This is a genomic window from Nitratireductor sp. OM-1 (assembly GCF_003296175.1).
Lineage (GTDB): Bacteria > Pseudomonadota > Alphaproteobacteria > Rhizobiales > Rhizobiaceae > Nitratireductor > Nitratireductor aquimarinus.
This window is the reverse complement of record NZ_CP029208.1, coordinates 3168075-3187309: the sequence shown is the minus strand read 5'-3', so window position 1 is coordinate 3187309 and position 19235 is coordinate 3168075. Positions and strand designations below refer to the sequence as shown.

General features: G+C 61.5%; 18 protein-coding genes and 1 tRNA gene. 13 read left to right on the top strand and 6 right to left on the bottom strand.

Going from position 1 to position 19235, the window contains the following annotated elements; genetic code table 11:
- Nucleotides 1-17 precede the first annotated feature (17 nt).
- Nucleotides 18-1271, bottom strand: coding sequence for a tyrosine--tRNA ligase (gene tyrS, locus DEJ54_RS15290; protein ID WP_113155320.1), 1254 nt, complete (start codon nt 1269-1271; stop codon nt 18-20).
- Nucleotides 1272-1337: 66 nt separating this feature from the next.
- Nucleotides 1338-2012, bottom strand: a complete 675-nt coding sequence (locus tag DEJ54_RS15285; RefSeq protein WP_113155319.1) for an alpha/beta hydrolase — start codon at nt 2010-2012, stop codon at nt 1338-1340.
- A 260-nt stretch (nt 2013-2272) separates the two neighbouring features.
- Here DEJ54_RS15285 and DEJ54_RS15280 point away from each other — a divergent pair, with 260 nt between their 5' ends.
- From DEJ54_RS15280 to DEJ54_RS15245, 8 genes are all read left to right on the top strand, one after another.
- Entirely contained in the window at nt 2273-3436 is a 1164-nt protein-coding gene (locus DEJ54_RS15280) for a cysteine desulfurase family protein (RefSeq protein ID WP_113155318.1), read from the top strand.
- A gap of 183 nt (nt 3437-3619) precedes the next feature.
- Nucleotides 3620-5143, top strand: coding sequence for a Fe-S cluster assembly protein SufB (gene sufB / locus DEJ54_RS15275; protein ID WP_113155317.1), 1524 nt, complete (start codon nt 3620-3622; stop codon nt 5141-5143).
- Nucleotides 5144-5170: 27 nt separating this feature from the next.
- A complete protein-coding gene (gene sufC, locus DEJ54_RS15270) occupies nt 5171-5926 on the top strand; it encodes a Fe-S cluster assembly ATPase SufC (RefSeq protein WP_090326477.1) in 756 nt (251 codons plus the stop codon).
- Nucleotides 5927-5935: 9 nt separating this feature from the next.
- Entirely contained in the window at nt 5936-7207 is a 1272-nt protein-coding gene (sufD, locus tag DEJ54_RS15265; RefSeq protein ID WP_113155316.1) for a Fe-S cluster assembly protein SufD, read from the top strand.
- A gap of 56 nt (nt 7208-7263) precedes the next feature.
- Nucleotides 7264-8505, top strand: a complete 1242-nt coding sequence (locus DEJ54_RS15260; protein WP_113155315.1) for a cysteine desulfurase — start codon at nt 7264-7266, stop codon at nt 8503-8505.
- Nucleotides 8506-8510: 5 nt separating this feature from the next.
- Nucleotides 8511-8909, top strand: a complete 399-nt coding sequence (locus DEJ54_RS15255) for an SUF system Fe-S cluster assembly protein (protein ID WP_113156319.1) — start codon at nt 8511-8513, stop codon at nt 8907-8909.
- 98 nt (nt 8910-9007) lie between these two features.
- Entirely contained in the window at nt 9008-9388 is a 381-nt protein-coding gene (gene sufA / locus DEJ54_RS15250; protein WP_113155314.1) for a Fe-S cluster assembly scaffold SufA, read from the top strand.
- A 9-nt stretch (nt 9389-9397) separates the two neighbouring features.
- The gene (locus tag DEJ54_RS15245) at nt 9398-9724 is read left to right on the top strand and encodes a TfoX/Sxy family protein (protein ID WP_113155313.1); all 327 of its coding nucleotides are present in this window, start codon (nt 9398-9400) and stop codon (nt 9722-9724) included.
- A 91-nt stretch (nt 9725-9815) separates the two neighbouring features.
- On the opposite strand, the gene DEJ54_RS15240 is transcribed toward DEJ54_RS15245, so the two are convergent.
- Entirely contained in the window at nt 9816-11258 is a 1443-nt protein-coding gene (locus DEJ54_RS15240) for a DEAD/DEAH box helicase (protein ID WP_113155312.1), read from the bottom strand.
- Between the two features lie 163 nt (nt 11259-11421).
- Nucleotides 11422-12195, bottom strand: coding sequence for an NAD kinase (locus tag DEJ54_RS15235; protein WP_113155311.1), 774 nt, complete (start codon nt 12193-12195; stop codon nt 11422-11424).
- Nucleotides 12196-12356: 161 nt separating this feature from the next.
- Here DEJ54_RS15235 and DEJ54_RS15230 point away from each other — a divergent pair.
- Nucleotides 12357-12432, top strand: a tRNA-Thr gene (locus tag DEJ54_RS15230).
- A 24-nt stretch (nt 12433-12456) separates the two neighbouring features.
- Here the strand turns inward: DEJ54_RS15230 and DEJ54_RS23240 are convergent.
- Nucleotides 12457-12702 (bottom strand): hypothetical protein, encoded by a 246-nt coding sequence (locus DEJ54_RS23240; protein WP_162742320.1) that lies wholly within the window; start codon nt 12700-12702, stop codon nt 12457-12459.
- A 791-nt stretch (nt 12703-13493) separates the two neighbouring features.
- On the opposite strand from DEJ54_RS23240, the gene DEJ54_RS15220 reads away from it, so the two are divergent.
- From DEJ54_RS15220 to DEJ54_RS15205, 4 genes are all read left to right on the top strand, one after another.
- A complete protein-coding gene (locus DEJ54_RS15220) occupies nt 13494-13976 on the top strand; it encodes a spore coat U domain-containing protein (RefSeq protein ID WP_162742319.1) in 483 nt (160 codons plus the stop codon).
- Between the two features lie 20 nt (nt 13977-13996).
- On the top strand, nt 13997-14713 hold the full coding sequence (locus DEJ54_RS15215) for a molecular chaperone (RefSeq protein WP_113155309.1): 717 nt from the start codon (nt 13997-13999) through the stop codon (nt 14711-14713).
- Nucleotides 14682-17087: a fimbria/pilus outer membrane usher protein gene (locus tag DEJ54_RS15210; protein WP_245447573.1), complete on the top strand. Its 2406-nt coding sequence runs from the start codon at nt 14682-14684 to the stop codon at nt 17085-17087. The genes DEJ54_RS15215 and DEJ54_RS15210 overlap by 32 nt, the downstream gene beginning before the upstream one ends.
- An 80-nt stretch (nt 17088-17167) precedes the next feature.
- The gene (locus tag DEJ54_RS15205) at nt 17168-18133 is read left to right on the top strand and encodes a spore coat U domain-containing protein (protein ID WP_113155308.1); all 966 of its coding nucleotides are present in this window, start codon (nt 17168-17170) and stop codon (nt 18131-18133) included.
- 72 nt (nt 18134-18205) lie between these two features.
- On the opposite strand, the gene DEJ54_RS15200 is transcribed toward DEJ54_RS15205, so the two are convergent.
- On the bottom strand, nt 18206-19054 hold the full coding sequence (locus tag DEJ54_RS15200; protein ID WP_113155307.1) for an RNA methyltransferase: 849 nt from the start codon (nt 19052-19054) through the stop codon (nt 18206-18208).
- Between the last annotated feature and the right edge of the window lie 181 nt (nt 19055-19235).

The window sequence follows — 19235 nt, the reverse complement described above, 5'->3', positions numbered from 1 at the left end:
TGCGATTGTTGCGAGGCTCAGACCGGGCGCAGAAGCACGTGCTTCTTCTTGCCGAGCGAGAGCTTCACCACGCCTTCCTCGGTGAGGTTGTCGAGGGTTACGGCCTGCCGGTCATCGCTGACGGGCTGGTCGTTGAGGCGCACTGCGCCACCCTTCACATGCCGACGCGCTTCACCATTGGAGGCGGCAAGGCCTGCGGTCACGAAGAGCGCCAGAACGCCGACACCTTCCTCAAGCGCAGAGCGCTCGACTTCGACCGTCGGGAGCGTCTGCGCCAGTGCGCCTTCCTCGAAAGTCTTGCGCGCCGTCTCCGCGGCCTCTTCCGCCGCATCGCGGCCATGCAGCATTGCTGTTACCTCGGTGGCGAGGATCTTCTTGGCCTCGTTGAGCTCTGCTCCCTGAAGTGCTGCAAGGCGGGCAATCTCATCGAGCGGCATCGTCGTGTAGAGCTTGAGGAAGCGCTCGACGTCGGCGTCCTCGGTGTTGCGCCAGTACTGCCAGAAATCGTAAGCGCCGAGCATGTCCGGGTTGAGCCAGACAGCGCCGTCGGCGCTCTTGCCCATCTTCGCGCCCGACGAGGTGGTCAGAAGCGGCGAGGTGAGGGCGTAGAGCTGCGGCGTGCCCATGCGGTGGCCGAGATCGATGCCGTTGACGATGTTGCCCCACTGGTCGGAACCGCCCATCTGCAGGCGGCAGCCAATCCGTCTGTTCAGCTCAACGTAATCGTAAGCCTGGAGGATCATGTAGTTGAATTCCAGGAAGGACAGCGACTGCTCGCGGTCGAGGCGCGTCTTCACCGAATCGAACGACAGCATGCGATTGACCGAGAAGTGGCGGCCCACATCGCGCAGGAATTCGAGGTAATTGATGCCCAGAAGCCAGTCGGCATTGTTGACCATCAGTGCATCCTGAGGGCCGTCGCCGAAGGTCAGGTAGTTGGAGAACACCTTCTTGATGCCGGCAATGTTGTCGGCAATCGTTTCCGGCGTCATCAGCTTGCGCGCCTCGTCCTTGAAGGACGGGTCGCCGATCATGCCGGTGCCGCCGCCCATCAGGGCGACCGGGCGATGGCCGGTCTTCTGCATCCAGTGCAGCATCATGATCTGGATCAGACCGCCGGCGTGCAGGCTCGGCGCGGTCGGGTCAAAGCCGATATATGCCGTGACCGTCTCGTTCCGGAAGAGTTCATCGAGACCCGCATTGTCGGAGGTCTGGTGAATGAACCCGCGTTCGCTCAGCGTGCGCAGGAAGTCGGATTTGAAGGCGGTCATGATCTTTCAGGCTCTTTGATGTTTGACGGAAGGCGCTGCCGGGGCAGCGCCTGTCCGTCGGACAGTTTACTTGAGGCGTTTGGGGCGGGGCTCGGACAGCTCGCCGCGCAGGCGGCGGTCGAGATAATCCGAGCATTCACCGATCAGGTTGTCGATCTGGTCGGTATAGAAGTGATTGACGCCGGGCATCGTCTTCTGGGTGATCGTAATACCCTTCTGCGACTGGAGTTTGTCAACGAGACCCTGAACGTCTGCCGGCGGCGCGACCCTGTCGGCGTCGCCATGGATGATCAGGCCCGAAGACGGGCAGGGGGCGAGGAACGAGAAGTCGTAGAGGTTCGGCTGCGGCGAGATGGACATGAAGCCCTCGATCTCGGGACGGCGCATGAGAAGCTGCATGCCGATCCACGCACCGAACGAGTAGCCGGCGATCCAGCAGTTCTTCGAATCGGGATGGAGCGTCTGCACCCAGTCGAGCGCCGCCGCTGCATCCGACAATTCGCCGGTGCCGTGGTCGAATGCGCCCTGGCTGCGGCCGATGCCGCGGAAGTTGAAGCGAAGCGTGGTGAAGCCGCGGCTCTGGAACATGTAGAAAAGATCGTAGACGATCTTGTTGTTCATCGTGCCGCCGAACTGTGGGTGCGGGTGCAGGATGAGCGCGATCGGAGCGTTCTTTTCCTTGGACGGCTGATAGCGTCCTTCCAGGCGTCCGGCCGGTCCGGCGAAAATGACCTCAGGCATGAGTACTCCACATTGGGCGTCGCAGCGCTTCGGGTTGCACAAGGAACTATGTTCCTTACCCTTGACGCGACGCCGACGCCTCCATAGAAGCTAGTTTAGAATTATTCAAAAATGACAGACGCAACGCGTCCATCATGTCGGCAAGCCGGGTAGATAGGACGGCTCGCCCTAAAAATTCAAGGAAATTACGCCATTGAGGCCAAGTTTGGCCAAGAAGGCGTAAAGCAGACGTCGGATTCGCGGAGAAAAGCGGAAAATCAATGTCGGCAGCCCGTGCTTATCTTGATTACAACGCCAGTGCGCCTCTCCTTGAGTGCGCGCGCGCGGCCATGCTTGATGCACTGGCCATGCCTGCGAATCCCTCTTCCGTTCACAGCGAAGGGCGTGCCGCCAAGCGTGTTCTCGAGACGGCGCGCCGACAGGTTGCAGCACTCGTCGGCGGAGAGCCCGCCCATGTGGTGTTCACTTCCGGTGCGACCGAGGCTGCGGCAACGCTTCTCTCTCCACGCTGGACGATGGGGCGTGCGCCGCTGACCTTCTCTGCGCTCTACGTGAGTGCCGCCGATCATCCATGTATTTTGAAGGGCGGGCGCTTTTCCGCAAGCGCCATCAATATGATAGCCGTTCGTCCTGACGGCTTGGTCGATCTGGCTGATCTTGAGGCGAAGCTCGCCGCCCATGATCGCGGCGAAGGGCTTCCGCTGGTCGCCGTGCACGCGGTCAACAATGAAACCGGCATCATTCAGCCGCTTGAAGATATCGGCCGTATCGCAAAGGCGGCAGGCGCGGTGGTCGTCATCGACGCGGTGCAGGCGGCCGGTCGGATTTCGCTCGATATTTCAGCGGGATACGCAGACTACTTTATTCTTTCCTCGCACAAGATCGGCGGCCCGAAGGGCGCAGGCGCCATCGTCGGCAGCGCTGATCTGATGATGCCTGAACCGCTGATCAATGGCGGCGGACAGGAGAAGGGACATCGCGGCGGCACGGAGAATCTGGCTGCTATCGCAGGCTTTGGCGCAGCAGCGTCCGAGGCGCTCGGCAAACTGTCTGGCACTGATGCGCTTGCCGCCATGCGTGACCGTTTCGAGGCTGCCATTCTGGCGCATGTACCCGATGCCGTGATCCATGGCCGTCGCGCGCCGCGCGTTGCCAACACCAGCTTCTTCTCGATCCCCGGCACCAAGGCCGAGACAGCGCAGATCGGCTTCGATCTTGGCGGTGTGGCCCTGTCTGCGGGATCCGCCTGTTCTTCTGGGCGTGTGGGACCAAGCCATGTGCTCGAAGCCATGGGGCTTGGTGATCAGGCCAGTGCGCTGCGCGTTTCCATCGGGCACGCGACGGGCGAGGATGAACTGGCGCTTTTCGATGCGGCGCTGGCCAATATCGCCCGGCGGCGCAAGGGCGCTTCCGAGGCCGCCTGAGGCGGCGCTGTGAGAAAAATGGAACTGATGCAGATTAAAATGGAGAAAAAGACACATATTTAATATGTGACCGGATGAAACATCTGCTCCGATGCACTACATGAGGGTTGCCGCAAGGCAATCACGGTGTGCTCAATTTTGAAGACGGCCGGGTCTTGACCCCGGCATGGATGGAGAACGCATATGCCTGCCGTGCAGGAGACGATTGATCAGGTCCGCATGATCGATGTGGACCAGTACAAATATGGTTTCGAGACGCTCATCGAGAGCGAGCTGGCCCCCAAGGGCCTCAACGAAGACATCATCCGCTTCATTTCGGCCAAGAAGGAAGAGCCGGAATGGATGACGGAGTGGCGGCTGAACGCCTACAAGCGCTGGCAGGCCATGGAAGAGCCGAGCTGGGCGCGCGTCAGCTATCCCAAGATCGACTTTCAGGATCTGCACTATTACGCAGCGCCGAAGAACCAGACCGGCCCGAAGTCGCTGGACGAAGTCGATCCCGAATTGCTCAAGACTTACGAAAAGCTCGGTATCCCCTTGAGGGAGCAGGAAATTCTTGCCGGCGTTCGCAAGCAGGGCGAGTCGAGTGAGCTGGACGAAAACCCGAGCGACAATGTCTACAGCTCCGGTCGCGTTGCGGTTGATGCGGTGTTCGATTCCGTGTCGGTCGTGACCACGTTCAAGGAAGAACTCGCCAAGGCCGGCGTGATCTTCTGCTCGATCTCCGAGGCGATCCGCGAGCATCCCGAGCTGATCCAGAAATATCTGGGATCGGTCGTGCCGGTGTCGGACAATTATTATGCTGCGCTGAACTCCGCCGTCTTCACCGATGGCTCCTTCGTCTATGTGCCGAAGGGCGTGCGCTGTCCGATGGAATTATCGACCTATTTCCGCATCAACGAGCGCAACACCGGCCAGTTCGAGCGCACGCTGATCATCGCGGAAGAGGGCGCCTATGTGTCCTATCTGGAAGGCTGCACCGCGCCGCAGCGCGACGAGAACCAGCTGCACGCCGCTGTGGTCGAGCTGATTGCGCTGGACGATGCGGAGATCAAATACTCCACGGTCCAGAACTGGTATCCGGGCGATTCCGAGGGCAAGGGCGGCATCTACAACTTCGTCACCAAGCGCGGCGATTGCCGGGGCAATAACTCCAAGATCTCCTGGACCCAGGTCGAGACCGGTTCGGCGATCACCTGGAAGTACCCGTCCTGCATCCTGCGTGGCGACAACAGCCGCGGCGAGTTCTACTCGATTGCCGTTTCCAACGGCCATCAGCAGATCGATTCCGGCACCAAGATGCTGCATCTGGGCAAGAACACGTCAAGCCGCATCATCTCCAAGGGAATCTCCGCCGGCAAGTCGCAGAACACCTATCGCGGACAGGTTTCGGCACACCGCAAGGCGGCCAACGCCCGTAACTTCACCCAGTGTGACAGCCTGCTGATCGGCAATGACTGCGGCGCGCACACGGTGCCCTACATCGAAGCGAAGAACGCCACGGCGCAGTTCGAGCACGAGGCGACCACGTCGAAGATTTCCGAGGATCAGCTGTTCTACGTCATGCAGCGCGGCATTCCCGAGGAAGAGGCCATCGCGCTCATCGTCAACGGCTTCGTCAAGGACGTCATCCAGGAACTGCCGATGGAGTTCGCCGTCGAGGCGCAGAAGCTCATCGGTATTTCGCTTGAAGGTTCGGTCGGCTGAGGCCGGCGCATTTGTTTGGAAAAAATCATGCTTGAGATCAAAAACCTGCACGCCCGCATCGCCGAGGATGGCACGGAGATCATCCGTGGCCTCAACCTGACCGTTAAGGCCGGCGAAGTGGCCGCGATCATGGGGCCTAACGGCTCCGGCAAGTCCACGCTGTCCTACATCCTCGCCGGTCGTGACGACTATGAGGTGACCGAGGGCGAGATCCTCTACAATGGCGAGTCCATTCTGGAGATGGATCCGGCCGAGCGCGCCGCCGCCGGCATCTTCCTTGCCTTCCAGTACCCGCTCGAAATTCCGGGCGTTGCCACGATGGAGTTCCTCAAGACCGCCATCAACGCGCAGCGCAAGGCGCGCGGTGAGGAAGAGCTGAAGATCCCCGAGATGCTGAAGCGCGTTCGCACCGCAGCCGACGAGCTGGAGATGAGCATGGACATGCTCAAGCGTCCGCTCAATGTCGGTTTCTCCGGCGGTGAGAAGAAGCGGGCCGAAATCCTGCAGATGAAGCTTCTGGAGCCGAAACTCTGCGTTCTGGACGAGACCGATTCCGGCCTGGACATCGATGCTCTGAAGATCGTTGCCGACGGCGTGAACGCCCTGCGTTCGCCGGATCGCGCCGTGCTGGTGATCACCCACTACCAGCGTCTTCTCGACTACATCGTTCCCGACACGGTTCACGTTCTCTACCGCGGCCAGGTCATCAAGTCTGGCGACAAGGATCTGGCGCTTGAGCTGGAGAAGAACGGTTACGCCGGCGTCATCGACGCAGCCGCTTGAGGTGACGAGATGAACCTTCATGCTCAAAACACGCTGACGGAGGCCGAAACGGCGCTGGTCAACGGCTATTCCAGCCGTTTCTCTGACCTGCCCGGCGATGCCGATGTCACCGTCCGTCGCGATGAGGCGCTCGAGCTTCTCAAGCAGGGTCTGCCCACGCGCCAGGTCGAAGCCTGGCACTATACCGACCTGCGCCGGCTTCTGTCCGTTGTTCCGGATTTCAAGCCGGTCGCCAATGCCGAGGCTGTTGATCCGCTGATCGAAAACGCGCTGGTCCTGCCTGTGCTGAATGGTGCAGCGCATGGCCGTGCCGCCGGGCCGGAAGGCCTGACCATCGCCACGCTGGCCGACAAGCTTCAGGAAGGCGCGCTTTCTGCCGAATGGCTGACGGCCTCCGACCGGTTCGACGCCGTTGGTGCGATCAACGCGGCTTTCGTTTCTGATGGCTACTGGCTCGATATCGCCGAAGGCGCGGAGCTCAGCCGTCCGGTCGAGCTTCAGAATATCCATGCGGGCGGTCAGGTGCATGGCCGTTTCGTGGTCAATGCGGCCGCCGGCTCGCGGGCGACAATCATCGAGCGCCAGACCGGCGTCGGCGATGCGCTTGCATCATCCGTCACGCATCTGGACGTTGCCGATGGCGCGCATGTGTTCTGGATCCTGCTTCAGGAACAGCCGGACGATGCGGCCTATCTCGGCCAGTTCACGGCCTCGCTGGGCAAGGAGTCGAGCCTGACGCTCTTCATCCTGAACAGCGGCGGTAAACTGGTTCGCCAGGAAGTGAAGGTTGAGGCGCGGGGCGAGGGCTCCGAGTTCAAGCTTCGTGGCGTGAACCTTCTTGGCGGCGAGACCCATTGCGACGTGACCATGGTGCTCGATCACCTGGCGCCCGACACGGTCTCCACCGAGACCTTCCGCAATGTCGTCACGGGCAAGGCCAATGGCGTGTTTCAGGGCCAGATCCGCGTTGCGAAGATCGCCCAGAAGACCGACGCCAAGATGGCCTGCAACACGCTGTTGCTGTCCGATGATGGCGGTTTCTCCTCTAAGCCGGAACTCGAGATCTTCGCCGACGATGTGGCCTGCGGCCACGGCGCGACGGTGACCGATATCGAGAAGGAGCACCTCTTCTACCTGATGGCGCGTGGCATCGACGAGAAGACCGCACGCGGTCTGCTGGTCAAGGCCTTCGTGGCCGAGGTGATCGAAGAGCTCGAGGATGAAACCGTGATCGAGGCGCTGGAGGCCAGACTGGTCGACTGGTTCGCCGAGCACGGCTAAACCTAAACCACTCACGCCCGCCTTTCTGAGCGAGGGGCGGGCACGCGGGGTTCGAAATGGACCAGAAGGTCGACACTATGCGTTATGACGTTGAAGCCGTTCGCCGGGATTTCCCCATCCTGGCGCGAGAGGTGTACGGCAAGCCGCTCGTCTATCTCGACAATGGCGCGTCCGCGCAGAAACCGCAGGCGGTGATCGATGCGATCACGCATGCCTACAGCAATGAATACGCCAATGTTCATCGCGGCCTGCACTTTCTCTCGAACGCCGCCACGGATGCCTATGAAAAGGCGCGTGAAACGGTCCGGCGCTTCCTGAATGCGGAAAGCACCGATCAGATCATTTTCACCAAGTCGGCCACCGAGGCGATCAACACCGTCGCCTATGGCCATGCGATGCCGAATATCGGCGAGGGCGACGAGATCGTTCTGTCGATCATGGAGCATCACTCCAACATCGTTCCCTGGCATTTCCTGCGCGAGCGCCATGGCGCGAAGCTCGCCTGGATCCCGGTCGATGAGCAGGGCGTGCTCACGGTCGAGGCGTTCGAGAAGACGCTCACCGACCGTACGAAGCTCGTCGCCATTACGCATATGTCGAATGTGCTTGGCACCGTCACGCCGCTGCAGGAAATCATCCGCATTGCCCATGAGCGCGGCATTCCGGTTCTGGTCGATGGCAGTCAGGGCGCTGTCCACCTGCCGGTAGACGTCCAGGCGCTCGACTGCGATTTCTATGTCTGCACCGGGCACAAGCTCTACGGTCCTTCGGGCATTGGTGTGCTCTATGGCAAGAAAGAGCGCCTTGCAGCCATGCGGCCCTTTCAGGGCGGTGGCGAGATGATCGAGGACGTGACGCTCGACAGTGTCACCTATAACGATCCGCCCCACCGCTTCGAGGCCGGCACGCCGCCCATCGTGCAGGCGATCGGGCTTGGCGCGGCGCTTGAATATATCGAAGGCGTTGGCCGTGAGGCGATTGCGGCTTACGAGGCCGATCTGGTGCGCTATGCGCATGAGCAGCTGTCGCGCATCAACGCGCTGCGCATCTTCGGCAATGCGCCGGACAAGGGCGCCATCGTCTCGTTTGAGATCGAGGGCATTCATGCGCATGACGTGTCCATGGTGATCGACCGTTCGGGCGTCGCCGTCAGGGCAGGAACGCACTGCGCGCAGCCGCTATTGAAACATTTCGGGGTAACCTCGACCTGCCGCGCGTCGTTCGGCATGTACAACACGCGCGAGGAGGTCGACGCCCTCGCTGAAGCGCTTGAGAAAGCGCGGCGTTTTTTCGGGTGAACAAGATGACTGACACACCGCAGGATACGGACCAGACGGTCGAGGCCACGGCCCCGCAGGAGACGGAAGCCAAAACGTCTTCCATTCCGCAGGAAGAGCTTGCTCGCCTGACAGACGACATCGTCAGCGCGCTGAAGACGGTCTACGATCCGGAAATCCCCGCCGACATCTATGAGCTCGGCCTGATCTACAAGGTCGATATCGAGGATGATCGCTCGGTGAAGATCGATATGACGCTGACCGCTCCGGGCTGTCCCGTGGCCGGCGAGATGCCGGGTTGGGTGCAGAACGCTGTCAGTACGGTCGAGGGGGTCAGCAATGTGGAAGTCACCATGGTCTTCGATCCGCCATGGACGCCCGATCGCATGTCCGAGGAAGCCCAGTTCGCTGTTGGCTGGTACTGAGCAGGTGAGGCGTGGCCCTTGCAAGAGCCACGCATCTTGCCCATCTTGAAGACAGGGCCTTTCCGCGAGCCTTTCACTCGCCGTGAACGGAGAATTCTATGAGCCGATTTCAAGTGATGACCATGACCGACGCGGCGGCAGGCCGCGTGCGCGATATCGTTGCCGCCCGTGAGGGTGCGAAGGGCGTGCGTGTCGGCATCAAGAAGGGCGGCTGCGCCGGCATGGAATACACGGTGGACCTCGTCACCGAGGCGGACCCCAAGGACGACCATGTGGAACATGAAGGCGCGCATGTCTATGTCGCGCCGGAAGCCGCACTGTTTCTTCTGGGCACGCAGCTCGACTTCGAGGTCACCAAGCTGCGCACCGGGTTCACCTTCAACAACCCGAACCAGACATCGGCCTGTGGCTGCGGTGAATCCATCGAGCTTCAGCCGGCAGACCTGAAAGCGCTTGCCGAAGCGCGCGGCGCGGCCTGACGCGCCGCCGTGGACGATGATGCGATCCACGATCTTTTCGCCGGGCTTGGGCCCGTTTCCATAAAACGCATGTTTGGCGGGAAGGGCATTTATCATCAGGGTGTCGTCTTCGCGCTGGAGGTCAGCGGCGAAATCCTTCTGAAGGCTGATGTGGAAAGCGCCCCGGACTTCGCCGAGGCCGGTTGCCGCCAGTGGGTCTATGAGGGCCAAAAGGGGCGGGGGCCTGTCGCCATGCCTTACTGGTCCATTCCGGACGCTGCCCTTGATGATCCCGACGAGATGGCGCTCTGGGCGCAACGGGCCTTTCAGGCTGGCCTCAGAAGCCGGAAGCGCTGACAGGCGCAAGAGACACATCACGCAATAAGAAAAGCCGCCGCAGGCAGGAGCCAGCGGCGGCTTTTTCAATTCGTCACAAGATCGGATCGGGTCAGGTCTTGACCTGGATCTTCATGAAGGCGGGCACATCGTCGCCGAAGCCGACGATCGTGTTTTCCTCTTCACGCGGCTTGCGCCTGTTGTCGCGGCGCTGCTCGGAGCGGTCCTGCTGGGGCCTGTCCTGCTTTGCCTTGCGCTCGGCATTGTCGGACTTGATCTCTTCCTTGCGCGACTTCCTGTCGGTGTCCTGCCCGGAATTCTGTGCAGAGCCCTGCTTCTCCTTCGCGCCGGCATCCTTCTTGCCGCCACGCTTGGAGCCGCGCCCGCGCTTCTCCTCTTCAGGGCTTTCGTCAGCCTGAAGCGTCGAAAGATCGCCGTCCAGCCATTCGACGTCCTGGCCGATCAGCTTTTCGATGGAATCCATATATTTGCGATCCGCTTTGGTGATCAGCGTAAAGGCAGCGCCCTTGCGTCCTGCACGACCCGTGCGGCCAATGCGGTGCACATAATCGTCGGCATGGGTGGGAATGTCGAAGTTGAAGACGTGGCTGACATCCGGGATGTCGAGACCGCGTGCTGCAACATCGGAGGCCACGAGCAGCTTCAGATTGCCCTTGCGGAAATTCTCCAGCATCGTCATGCGCGCGCGCTGATCCATGTCGCCATGCAGGGCGCCTGCATCATATTCATGACGCACCAGCGAACGGAACAGGGTCGCAACCTCGCTCTTGCGATTGCAGAAGATGATCGCGTTTTTCAGCGTCTCGCCTTCAGCGTCGATGAGCTTGCGCAGCCGCTCGCGCTTGTCCCACGGCTTGGAGCCGCTCTTGACGAAGCGCTGCGTGATGTTGGTCGCGGTGGTGGCCGGACGGGAGACCTCGACGCGTACCGGCGCCTGCAGGAACTGCTCCGTCAGCTTGGTGATCTCCGGCGGCATGGTGGCCGAGAAGAACAGCGTCTGACGCGTAAAGGGAATCAGCTTGCAGATGCGCTCGATGTCGGGGATGAAACCCATGTCGAGCATGCGATCCGCCTCGTCGATCACCAAGATGTCGACGCCGGTCAGAAGCAGTTTGCCGCGCTCGAAATGATCCAGCAGACGACCGGGCGTCGCGATCAGCACATCGGCGCCGCGCTCCAGCTTCTTTTCCTGCTCGTCAAAGGAAACGCCACCGATAAGAAGCGCAATGTTCAGTCGGTGATTCTTGCCGTATTTGACGAAATTCTCTTCAACCTGGGCGGCAAGTTCGCGCGTCGGCTCCAGAATGAGCGTGCGCGGCATGCGTGCTCTTGCACGGCCGCGCTCGAGGCGCGTCAGCATCGGCAGAACGAACGAGGCCGTCTTGCCTGTGCCCGTCTGTGCGATGCCCAGCACATCCTTGCCGGCCAAGGCATGCGGTATCGCACCGGCCTGGATCGGGGTTGGTTGCGTATAGCCCGCGTCGGTCACGGCGGAGAGGACCTTTTGGGACAGGCCCAGATCGGAAAATGTCAACGCTTCCTGAGCGGTGTCTTGTTCTTCTGCTGGCACGTTTCGGCTGTCTTTGGTTTCTGCGGCCTGATGCCGCCTCATAAGGCATGGAGCCTCGAATCCTAGGTGGCGTACGGCTTGGAGCGCCCGATGTCAACAGATGGCTTGCCGTAAAGTCACCTATTGGTCAATAGCGGAACTGCTCTGAGAGGATGCGTTCGTTCCAAGAATGGCTCTCGTCGAAAAGCACGGTAACGGTCTCATCGTGCGATTCGCGCACGGTCACGGAGACGACGGATTTGATCTCCGTATGATCCGCAACCGCATTTACGGGGCGTTTTCCCGGCTCCAGAATGTCGAAATGCACGGTCGCCTGATTGGACAGAAGCGCCCCGCGCCAGCGACGCGGGCGGAACGGGCTTACCGGCGTCAGCGCCAGAAGCGGCGCGTCCAGCGGCAGGATCGGGCCGTGCGCGGAAAGATTGTAGGCTGTGGACCCGGCCGGCGTCGCCACCATCACGCCGTCACAGATCAGTTCCTCAAGCCGCACCTTATCGTCTATGGCGATGCGGATCTTGGCGGCCTGGTAGGACTGGCGCAGAAGCGACACTTCGTTCACGGCCAGCGCCTTCACCGTGTTGCCGTCAGCATCCACGGCGATCATCTGGAGCGGTCGCACGGTTTCGGGAATGGCCGCCGCCACACGCTCGCGCAGCCCGTCCTCACGGTATTCGTTCATGAGGAATCCGATGGAACCGCGGTTCATGCCGTAGATGCGTTTCCCGGCACCCATGGTTTCGCGCAGAATGTGCAGCATGAAGCCATCGCCGCCCAGCGCGACAATCACATCCGCGTCCTCGGGGCGCTCCTGGCCGTAGAGTGCGGACAGGCGCTTTGCAGCTTCCTGTGCATCCCTGGTGTCGGCGCAGACGAAGGAAAGGGCCATCGGCTTTCGGGTCATGGTAATCTAAGGGCCCTTGAACTTGAGGCAGGAGCCTATCGGTTAGCATGCGTGCGAACGCGTGCAAAGGCATATGCGACTGCATTGATGTGGGGATCGCAACCGGCTGTCGCCAGTTTTGATTTCACTTGAGCGCGGATTGTGCTAACGCATCGCCGGATGCCCTTGTAGCTCAGTTGGTAGAGCACCTGATTTGTAATCAGGGGGTCGGCGGTTCGAGTCCGTCCGGGGGCACCATTCCAACCTTCTCGCTTTGTTTTGCTAGCTTTTCTCCGATTGTTTCCTCACCCGGATTTTGGGTGCAGTCCAGTATGTTCCCCAACTGTATCGAGATTCGGCCTGCTTTTTTACGCCTCTGCGCTCGCTCTGGACTTTTACGTCCGGGCGCAACCCGCTCAGATAAAACACTACACCGCTGACGAACTCATGGGGTTTAATTGCGAAGAGCTTGGTGCCGCGCATGAGGACCTGATCGTCGCCTATCATGATGCCGAGATCGCCCGTCACAGAAGGGAAGGTCCGTTTAGCGATGACCTTGGGCTTCCCAAGGAGGATGATCTGCCGTTTGTCGTTCTCATGAGGCGGTTCATGCAGGACAACGACATAAGAGAAGCCGACCTCGCAAAACCTTCATCGCCCTCTGCAACACTCCAGAGGTCCAGTTTTTTTTGCCGAAATATCCGGTCTATGCGCGGGAAACCCCTCGTTGGGAGCCGTTGAGGCAATGCGGCAGGCCGCAACAAAACTCAATCTGATTGATTAGCCCGCAAATCCATAGTGGCGTGAGAAGCTCTTGAAGCCTGATCAGGTTCAGGGGGGAGGTTGCGTTCATGCTCGTTGCTTCTGGCGTGGATGGTTGCCGGGATTGTCCTGAATTCTTCGGCTGTCCTGTGGGGTATCGCGCAGCGAAGGTGTTGAACGCCGGTAACTGCAGAGTGTTCAACCAGTATGGCGTGGCCGAGGTTTGGGTTTCTCGATCAGACAGCTTTGAGGGACCGCCACTCGTGCTCTGCAATTTGAAATGAGTTTTCGAAATATCTCGGGACCGAGCGCAATCGAATGTATCGATGTGATTGATCCCCCTCCATGAATGTTCTTCCGTGAAATTTTCCGTATGTTGTATATCAATTCAAACATCGCGCCATGGTAGATAAAGTTAGCTGGCAAATTTGTTTTTCTACTTTTCGGCGAATCGCATTACTTTCTCCTCAATGCGTAATTCTTGGCGAAGCCACCGTTAGTCCGGCAGCAAAACGCGCCCGTGACCAAGAGGAGCCAGCGTGCGTAGGATTTGCATATTGCTCGTTTCATCAGCCGCCTTCTTGACCTGGGCAGGTGGCGTTGTGGCGCAGGCGGCGACTGCGACCAGCACTCTGAACGTGCAGATCACCATTCAGGCCGAATGCACCATAGTCTCCGTCGGAAGCCTCGATTTTGGGGCGCAGGGTGTCATTGACGCCAATATCGATCAGAGCAGCACGATTTCCATCCAATGCACCGATGGCACGCCATACGAGGTGGGGCTGGATGCCGGCGCGGGTTCGGGTGCAACCGTGGCGACACGGTTGATGACCGGGCCCGCGTCGGCAACCATTTCCTATGGTCTCTATCAGGATGCGGCGCGTTCCGTTTTGTGGGGAGACACGACCGGTGTCGACGTGGTGACGGGGACGGGCAATGGAAACGCGCAGGCGTTGACCGTCTATGGCCGGGTGCCGCCGCAGGCAACGCCCGGCGCTGGCGTTTATGCCGACACGGTGACGGTGACCGTGACCTATTAGGATTGCCAAGGGAGACCGGAATGCCAATGCGTTTTTGTTGTCTCGTTGTCCTGTTCCTTGCGTTGCAGATGTCCGCTGCTTCGGCTGGCAGTCTGCGTGTCGCGCCGACCACGCTCGACCTGATTGCGCCCGATAGCGCGGCCGTGCTGCGGCTGCGCAATGATGCGGCTGCGCCCATGCATGTTCAGGTGCGCGTTTTTCGCTGGAGTCAGTCCGGCGGCCAGGATCGTTTCGAACCCACGCGCGATGTCGTTGCGAGTCCCCCGGCAACGCAGCTTTCGCCGGGTGTCGATTACACGATACGTGTGGTGCGCACCGCCCGGACGCCTGTTCGCGGGGAGGAAAGTTATCGCGTCGTGGTGGATCAATTGCCCGACCCGGCAAAGCGACGGGCCGGGGCGGTCAATCTTGTGGTGCGGCACTCCATCCCGGTTTTCTTCCGCGCGCCCGATGCTGCACCGGCGCGGGTCGCGCTGGGGTTGGTGCGGATGGACGGGCAGCTTCTGCTGGTTGCCCGCAATCAGGGCGCGTCACGATTGCGGCTTGCCGACGTCGTGCTGCTTTCAGGTGGCGGTGTGGTTGGACGGGATGAGGGCCTGACGGGTTACGTGCTTGGCGGCGCGAGCATGCAGTGGCCGATCAAGACAAGTGGAAGGGTTGGCGCGGGGCCGCTTGTGATGCGGGCGCAAAGCCATCTCGGTCCCATTGAAACCAGTCTGGCCATACAGCGCCGCTAGTGCGCTTCTCACCATCGCGCTGGGGCTTGTTGGCAAGCCCGTCAGCGCCAGCGAGGGCGGTGCTTTCTCCGGTGCTGCTCCCGGGGTGGTGGAGGTGGTTCGCGAGCTCTATCTGGAAGTGTTCATCAATGAGCGGCCGGTCGGGATGATCGGGAACTTCAAGGAGCTGTCGACCGGCGAGCTGGCGGCGACGGGGCAGGAGCTGCGAGAGGTGGGCATCGAGCCACGCGGGGATTCCAGGCTCGGCGAAAATCTCTTTCTTTTAAATGAATTGCCTGATCTTGTTATTGCGGTGGATGAGGCCGGGCAGCGACTGTTTGTGACCGTCGGGCATGAGGGCCGCGCTGCCAGAACGCTGGATCTGTCGCAGGATGCCGATGACGAAGGCGGGGCCGGTCGCTCCATCTATGGGGCGCTTTTGAACTACGCGCTGTTTGCCACCTCGCACTCATTCGAGCGTGGGCAGACCGGGCTTCTGAAGGGCGTCTCCGGCAGTTTCGAGGCGCGGCTCTTCAGTCCGCACGGCACGTTCAGCCAATCGTTTCTCGCCGGCTATACGGATGGTCAGCTCGATGGGCTAACGCGGCTTGCGACCAGCTGGACCCGCGATGACGACGAGCGCCTTTTGACCTGGCGCGCCGGCGATCTGGTGAGCGGCGGTCTGGCCTGGACACGGCCCGTTTATCTGGGCGGCGTGCAGCTGCAGCGCAATTTCGGCCTGCGCCCTGATCTGGTCACGCTGCCACTGCCATCCTTTTCGGGCACGGCGGCCGTTCCATCGACGCTTGAAGTCTATGCCGACAACACGCGCCGCTTTTCCGGCGCCGTCGATGAAGGTCCGTTTGAACTGGTCAATCTGCCGGCTGTTTCCGGCGCCGGGTCGGCACGCATCGTCCTGCGCGATGCGCAGGGTCGCGAGACCGAGGCCACACTGCCTTTCTACGCCTCGACGCGGCTTTTGCGGCGCGGACTGCTCGATTTCTCGGTCGAGGCGGGCTTTCCCCGCCGCGCCTTCGGCAGCCGCTCCTCCGATTACGACAGCCGGCTCATGGCGTCGGCCAGCATGCGCTACGGCCTCACCGACAGGCTGACGCTGGAAGGCCATGTGGAAGGCGGGGGCGGGCTGGTGAATGGCGGTGCGGGCATCGCCTTCCCCATCGGTCCTTATGGCGCTGCCTCTCTCGCGGCTGCGGCAAGCCATTTCGATGGTGAGAGCGGCGGTCTCGTCAACGGATCGGTGGAGTTGGGCTTTGAGGGCTGGTCGCTGCGCGGGCGGCTGCAACGCAGCTTCGGCGCGTATCACGATATCGCATCGGTCACGGCGCTGCCGGTGAGCGGCGATCTTGAAGCCCGCTGGCTGGGTACCGGCGTTCCGCGCGCCATCGACCAGATATCGCTCGGCATTCCGATACGGTTCGATCCCTCGACCCTCAGCCTCTCCTATACGCATATCGAGGATGCACACAGCGAAAGCAGCCGCATTCTCTCGCTGTCCTACAGCCGGCGCATAGCCCGTCGCGGCAATGTCTATCTCACCGGTTTTGTTGATGCCGAGGAAAAAGGGAATTTTGGCGTTTTCGGCGGAATTGCAATCGCTTTTGGAGAAAACTTCAACGTTTCCAGCGGCATTGAAAGCCGCCCGGATGGCACGCGTCTGGTCTCGCAGCTCTCCCGGCAGGAAACGCGTGAAGAGGGAAGTTTCGGCTGGCGTCTGCGAAGCGCGGAGGGCGGGCGTTCCGAGCGTTCCGCCTCGCTCAGCTATCGCGGACGGCGCGGGCGCATCGAGGGCGCGCTTTATCAGCGCGACGACGCGTTTCAGGCCGAAGCTTCGCTCGATGGCGCTCTGGTTCTGGCAGGCGGCGGGGCATTTGTCGCAAACCGCATTGATGGGGCGTTCGCCGTTGTCGATACCGGCGCGCCGGGTGTTGCAGTTTCCCATCAAAACCGTCCCGTAGGAACGAGCGACCGGTGGGGGCGGCTGCTCGTTCCCGATCTGGTGGCGAATGAGGAAAACGCCTTCTCCATCGACCCGGCGGATCTGCCGCTCGATGCGGACATCCCGATGACGGCGACGAGCGCCGTGCCGCCGCGCAAGGGCGGGGTTGCGGTTGCCTTCGGTGTTGAGCGGCAGGCGCATGGCGCGCTCGTTTCATTCGTGGATGGAGAAGGCGCGCCGCTTCCCGTCGGATCGGTCGGGGCGTTTCAGGGCCACGCCTTCTTCATCGGCTATGATGGCGCGACCTATCTGAAGGGGCTTGTCCGGGAGAACGCCGTGCGCATCGAGCTGCCCGATGGACAGGTCTGCGCCGCCTCCTTCGCCTATCGGTCACAGCCGGGCGAGCAGGTGCAGCTGGAGGCGGTGCCATGCCGCTAGAGCAGTTTCAGAAAAAGTGGGAACCGGTTTTCCGTCCGAAATTGCGTAAAAACAATACGTTGGAGCGTTTTTGCGATGCAATGAAAAGCGAAAACGCTCCAGGCCGGGAAAGGGCGCTTCTCGCAGTTCTGCTCTTCCTCGCCTTTATTGCGCAGGCGCGTGCGCAAAGCTGCAACTTCTCCATATCCGACATGAGTTTCGGCGCGGTCGACACGCTTTCAGGCGGGGCGGTGAACGGGACGGCCACGATCAATGTGAACTGTACCGGCCTTTCGCTCACGCGTATCCTGATCTGTCCGAGCATCGGGGTGGGCAGCGGCGGCGCGACGGTGTCTGCGCGGCAGATGGCGAGCGGCGGCGACACGCTCGCTTACCAGCTTTATTCCGATGCCGGGCGCACGGCGGTGTGGGGTTCCTATTTCTGGGGCTTTGCCGCCACGCCGCCGACGCTCGACCTGACGCTCGGCCTTCTTGGAAGCGGATCGGCGAGTTTCACGCTCTATGGCCAGGTGTTCGGCAGCCAGTCGACCGTGCCGGCGGGAACCTATCTGTCCGCCTTCTCAGGCGCGGATGTAAATTTCATCTATCGCTACACGCTTCTGAGCGACTGTTCTAACCTGTCGGGCCAGACGGCGTCCCCGTCCTTCACCGTTTCGGCCTCGATTGCCGACAACTGCCTCGTCGCCACGCAGGATCTGGATTTCGGCGCCCATGGCGTTCTGACGGGCAATGTGGACACGACGGGCGGGGTGACGGTGACCTGTACGCCCGGCACCGCCTACACGGTGGGGCTCGATGGCGGGCAGGCCGCAGCGCCGCCGGCGGCGCGGCTGATGAGCAAGGGAAGCGAGACGGTGACTTACGGGCTCTATCAGGATGCGGCGCGCAGCCTGCCATGGGGGCTGGCCGCCATTCCGGGCGAGGCGGTGCCGGGCACGGGAAGCGGCAGCGGACAGGTGCTGACCGTCTATGGCCGCGTGCCCCCGCAGACGACGCCTTCGCCGGGAACCTATACGGACACGGTGGTCGTGACCGTTACCTACTGAGCATCGGATTGATCCGATGCTCCATCAGTGAACCGGATCGTCCTTTGCGCGTCCGGGAGGACGCGGGGCGATTTACCGGCTGCCGAGATACTGGCGCGCCGCATAGAGCGACACGGCGGCGGCATTGGAAACGTTCAGCGAACGGATTGCGCCGGGCATGTCGAGACGGGCGAGTGCGGTGACGGTGTCGCGTGTCTTCTGCCGGAGCCCCTTGCCCTCCGCGCCCAGAACCAGCGCGATGCGGTCTGCGGCGAATGTGGCCTCAAGCTGGGCCGGCCCGTCCGAATCGAGACCGATGGTCTGGAAGCCGGCGGCGGAGAGTTCTTCCAGCGCCTCGGCCAGATTGCGCACGGTCAGATGGTCGATATGCTCCAGCGCGCCGGAGGCGGCCTTGGCGAGCACACCCGATTCGGAGGGGCTGTGCCGCGCCGTCGTGACAAGCGCGTTGACGCCGAAGGCGACGGCCGAGCGCATGATCGCGCCGACATTGTGCGGATCGGTGACCTGGTCGAGCACCAGCACCAGGGCTGCACCTTCCAGATCGCCGAGCGGCCTTGGTTTCAGCGGTTCCGCCTCGATCAGAACGCCCTGATGCACCGCGTCCGGCCCGGTGAGGCCATCAATGGCGCGTGGCTCGACGATCTCCACGGGGAAGGGCAGGGCCGAGGGCTCGCCCAGCTCCAGCCGGGCTGCGGCGTTGCGCGTGATGCGCATATGCTTGATTCGACGCTGTGGATTGTCGAGGGCGGCGCGCACCGTGTGCAGGCCATAAAGCCGCACAAGGCCGTCGCGCGGGCCTTCGCCGCGTCGGGAATCGCTTTTGCCATCGCCCTGCTTCTGCTGTGTACGGTCCCTGTGGGCCCGCCGGAGGCGTGCGTAATGGCTGTCTTTCGGGGTCTTTGAATTCTGATCGTCGCTCATGCGTTCTCTATAGGCGCGCCGGGCGATTGTGGAAACAGGATTTGCGTTCTGAAAATTTTTGACACCAGATTTGCGACAGGCGGTTGACACTTCGAAGCGGTCTCTGCATAAGGCGCGCATTGCGGGACTGAGCGGGGCGATTTGCCCACACGAAGTTCACGCTACGTCGCTGAGCTCTGAC

Excerpts from the sequence above, each read along its gene's own strand:
- tyrS (WP_113155320.1), bottom strand. The coding sequence starts at position 1,271 with ATGACCGCCTTCAAATCCGACTTCCTGCGCACGCTGAGCGAACGCGGG.
- DEJ54_RS15285 (WP_113155319.1), bottom strand. The coding sequence starts at position 2,012 with ATGCCTGAGGTCATTTTCGCCGGACCGGCCGGACGCCTGGAAGGACGC.
- DEJ54_RS15280 (WP_113155318.1), top strand. The coding sequence starts at position 2,273 with ATGTCGGCAGCCCGTGCTTATCTTGATTACAACGCCAGTGCGCCTCTC.
- sufB (WP_113155317.1), top strand. The coding sequence starts at position 3,620 with ATGCCTGCCGTGCAGGAGACGATTGATCAGGTCCGCATGATCGATGTG.
- sufC (WP_090326477.1), top strand. The coding sequence starts at position 5,171 with ATGCTTGAGATCAAAAACCTGCACGCCCGCATCGCCGAGGATGGCACG.
- sufD (WP_113155316.1), top strand. The coding sequence starts at position 5,936 with ATGAACCTTCATGCTCAAAACACGCTGACGGAGGCCGAAACGGCGCTG.
- DEJ54_RS15260 (WP_113155315.1), top strand. The coding sequence starts at position 7,264 with ATGGACCAGAAGGTCGACACTATGCGTTATGACGTTGAAGCCGTTCGC.
- DEJ54_RS15255 (WP_113156319.1), top strand. The coding sequence starts at position 8,511 with ATGACTGACACACCGCAGGATACGGACCAGACGGTCGAGGCCACGGCC.
- sufA (WP_113155314.1), top strand. The coding sequence starts at position 9,008 with ATGAGCCGATTTCAAGTGATGACCATGACCGACGCGGCGGCAGGCCGC.
- DEJ54_RS15235 (WP_113155311.1), bottom strand. The coding sequence starts at position 12,195 with ATGACCCGAAAGCCGATGGCCCTTTCCTTCGTCTGCGCCGACACCAGG.
- DEJ54_RS15215 (WP_113155309.1), top strand. The coding sequence starts at position 13,997 with ATGCCAATGCGTTTTTGTTGTCTCGTTGTCCTGTTCCTTGCGTTGCAG.
- DEJ54_RS15205 (WP_113155308.1), top strand. The coding sequence starts at position 17,168 with ATGAAAAGCGAAAACGCTCCAGGCCGGGAAAGGGCGCTTCTCGCAGTT.
- DEJ54_RS15200 (WP_113155307.1), bottom strand. The coding sequence starts at position 19,054 with ATGAGCGACGATCAGAATTCAAAGACCCCGAAAGACAGCCATTACGCA.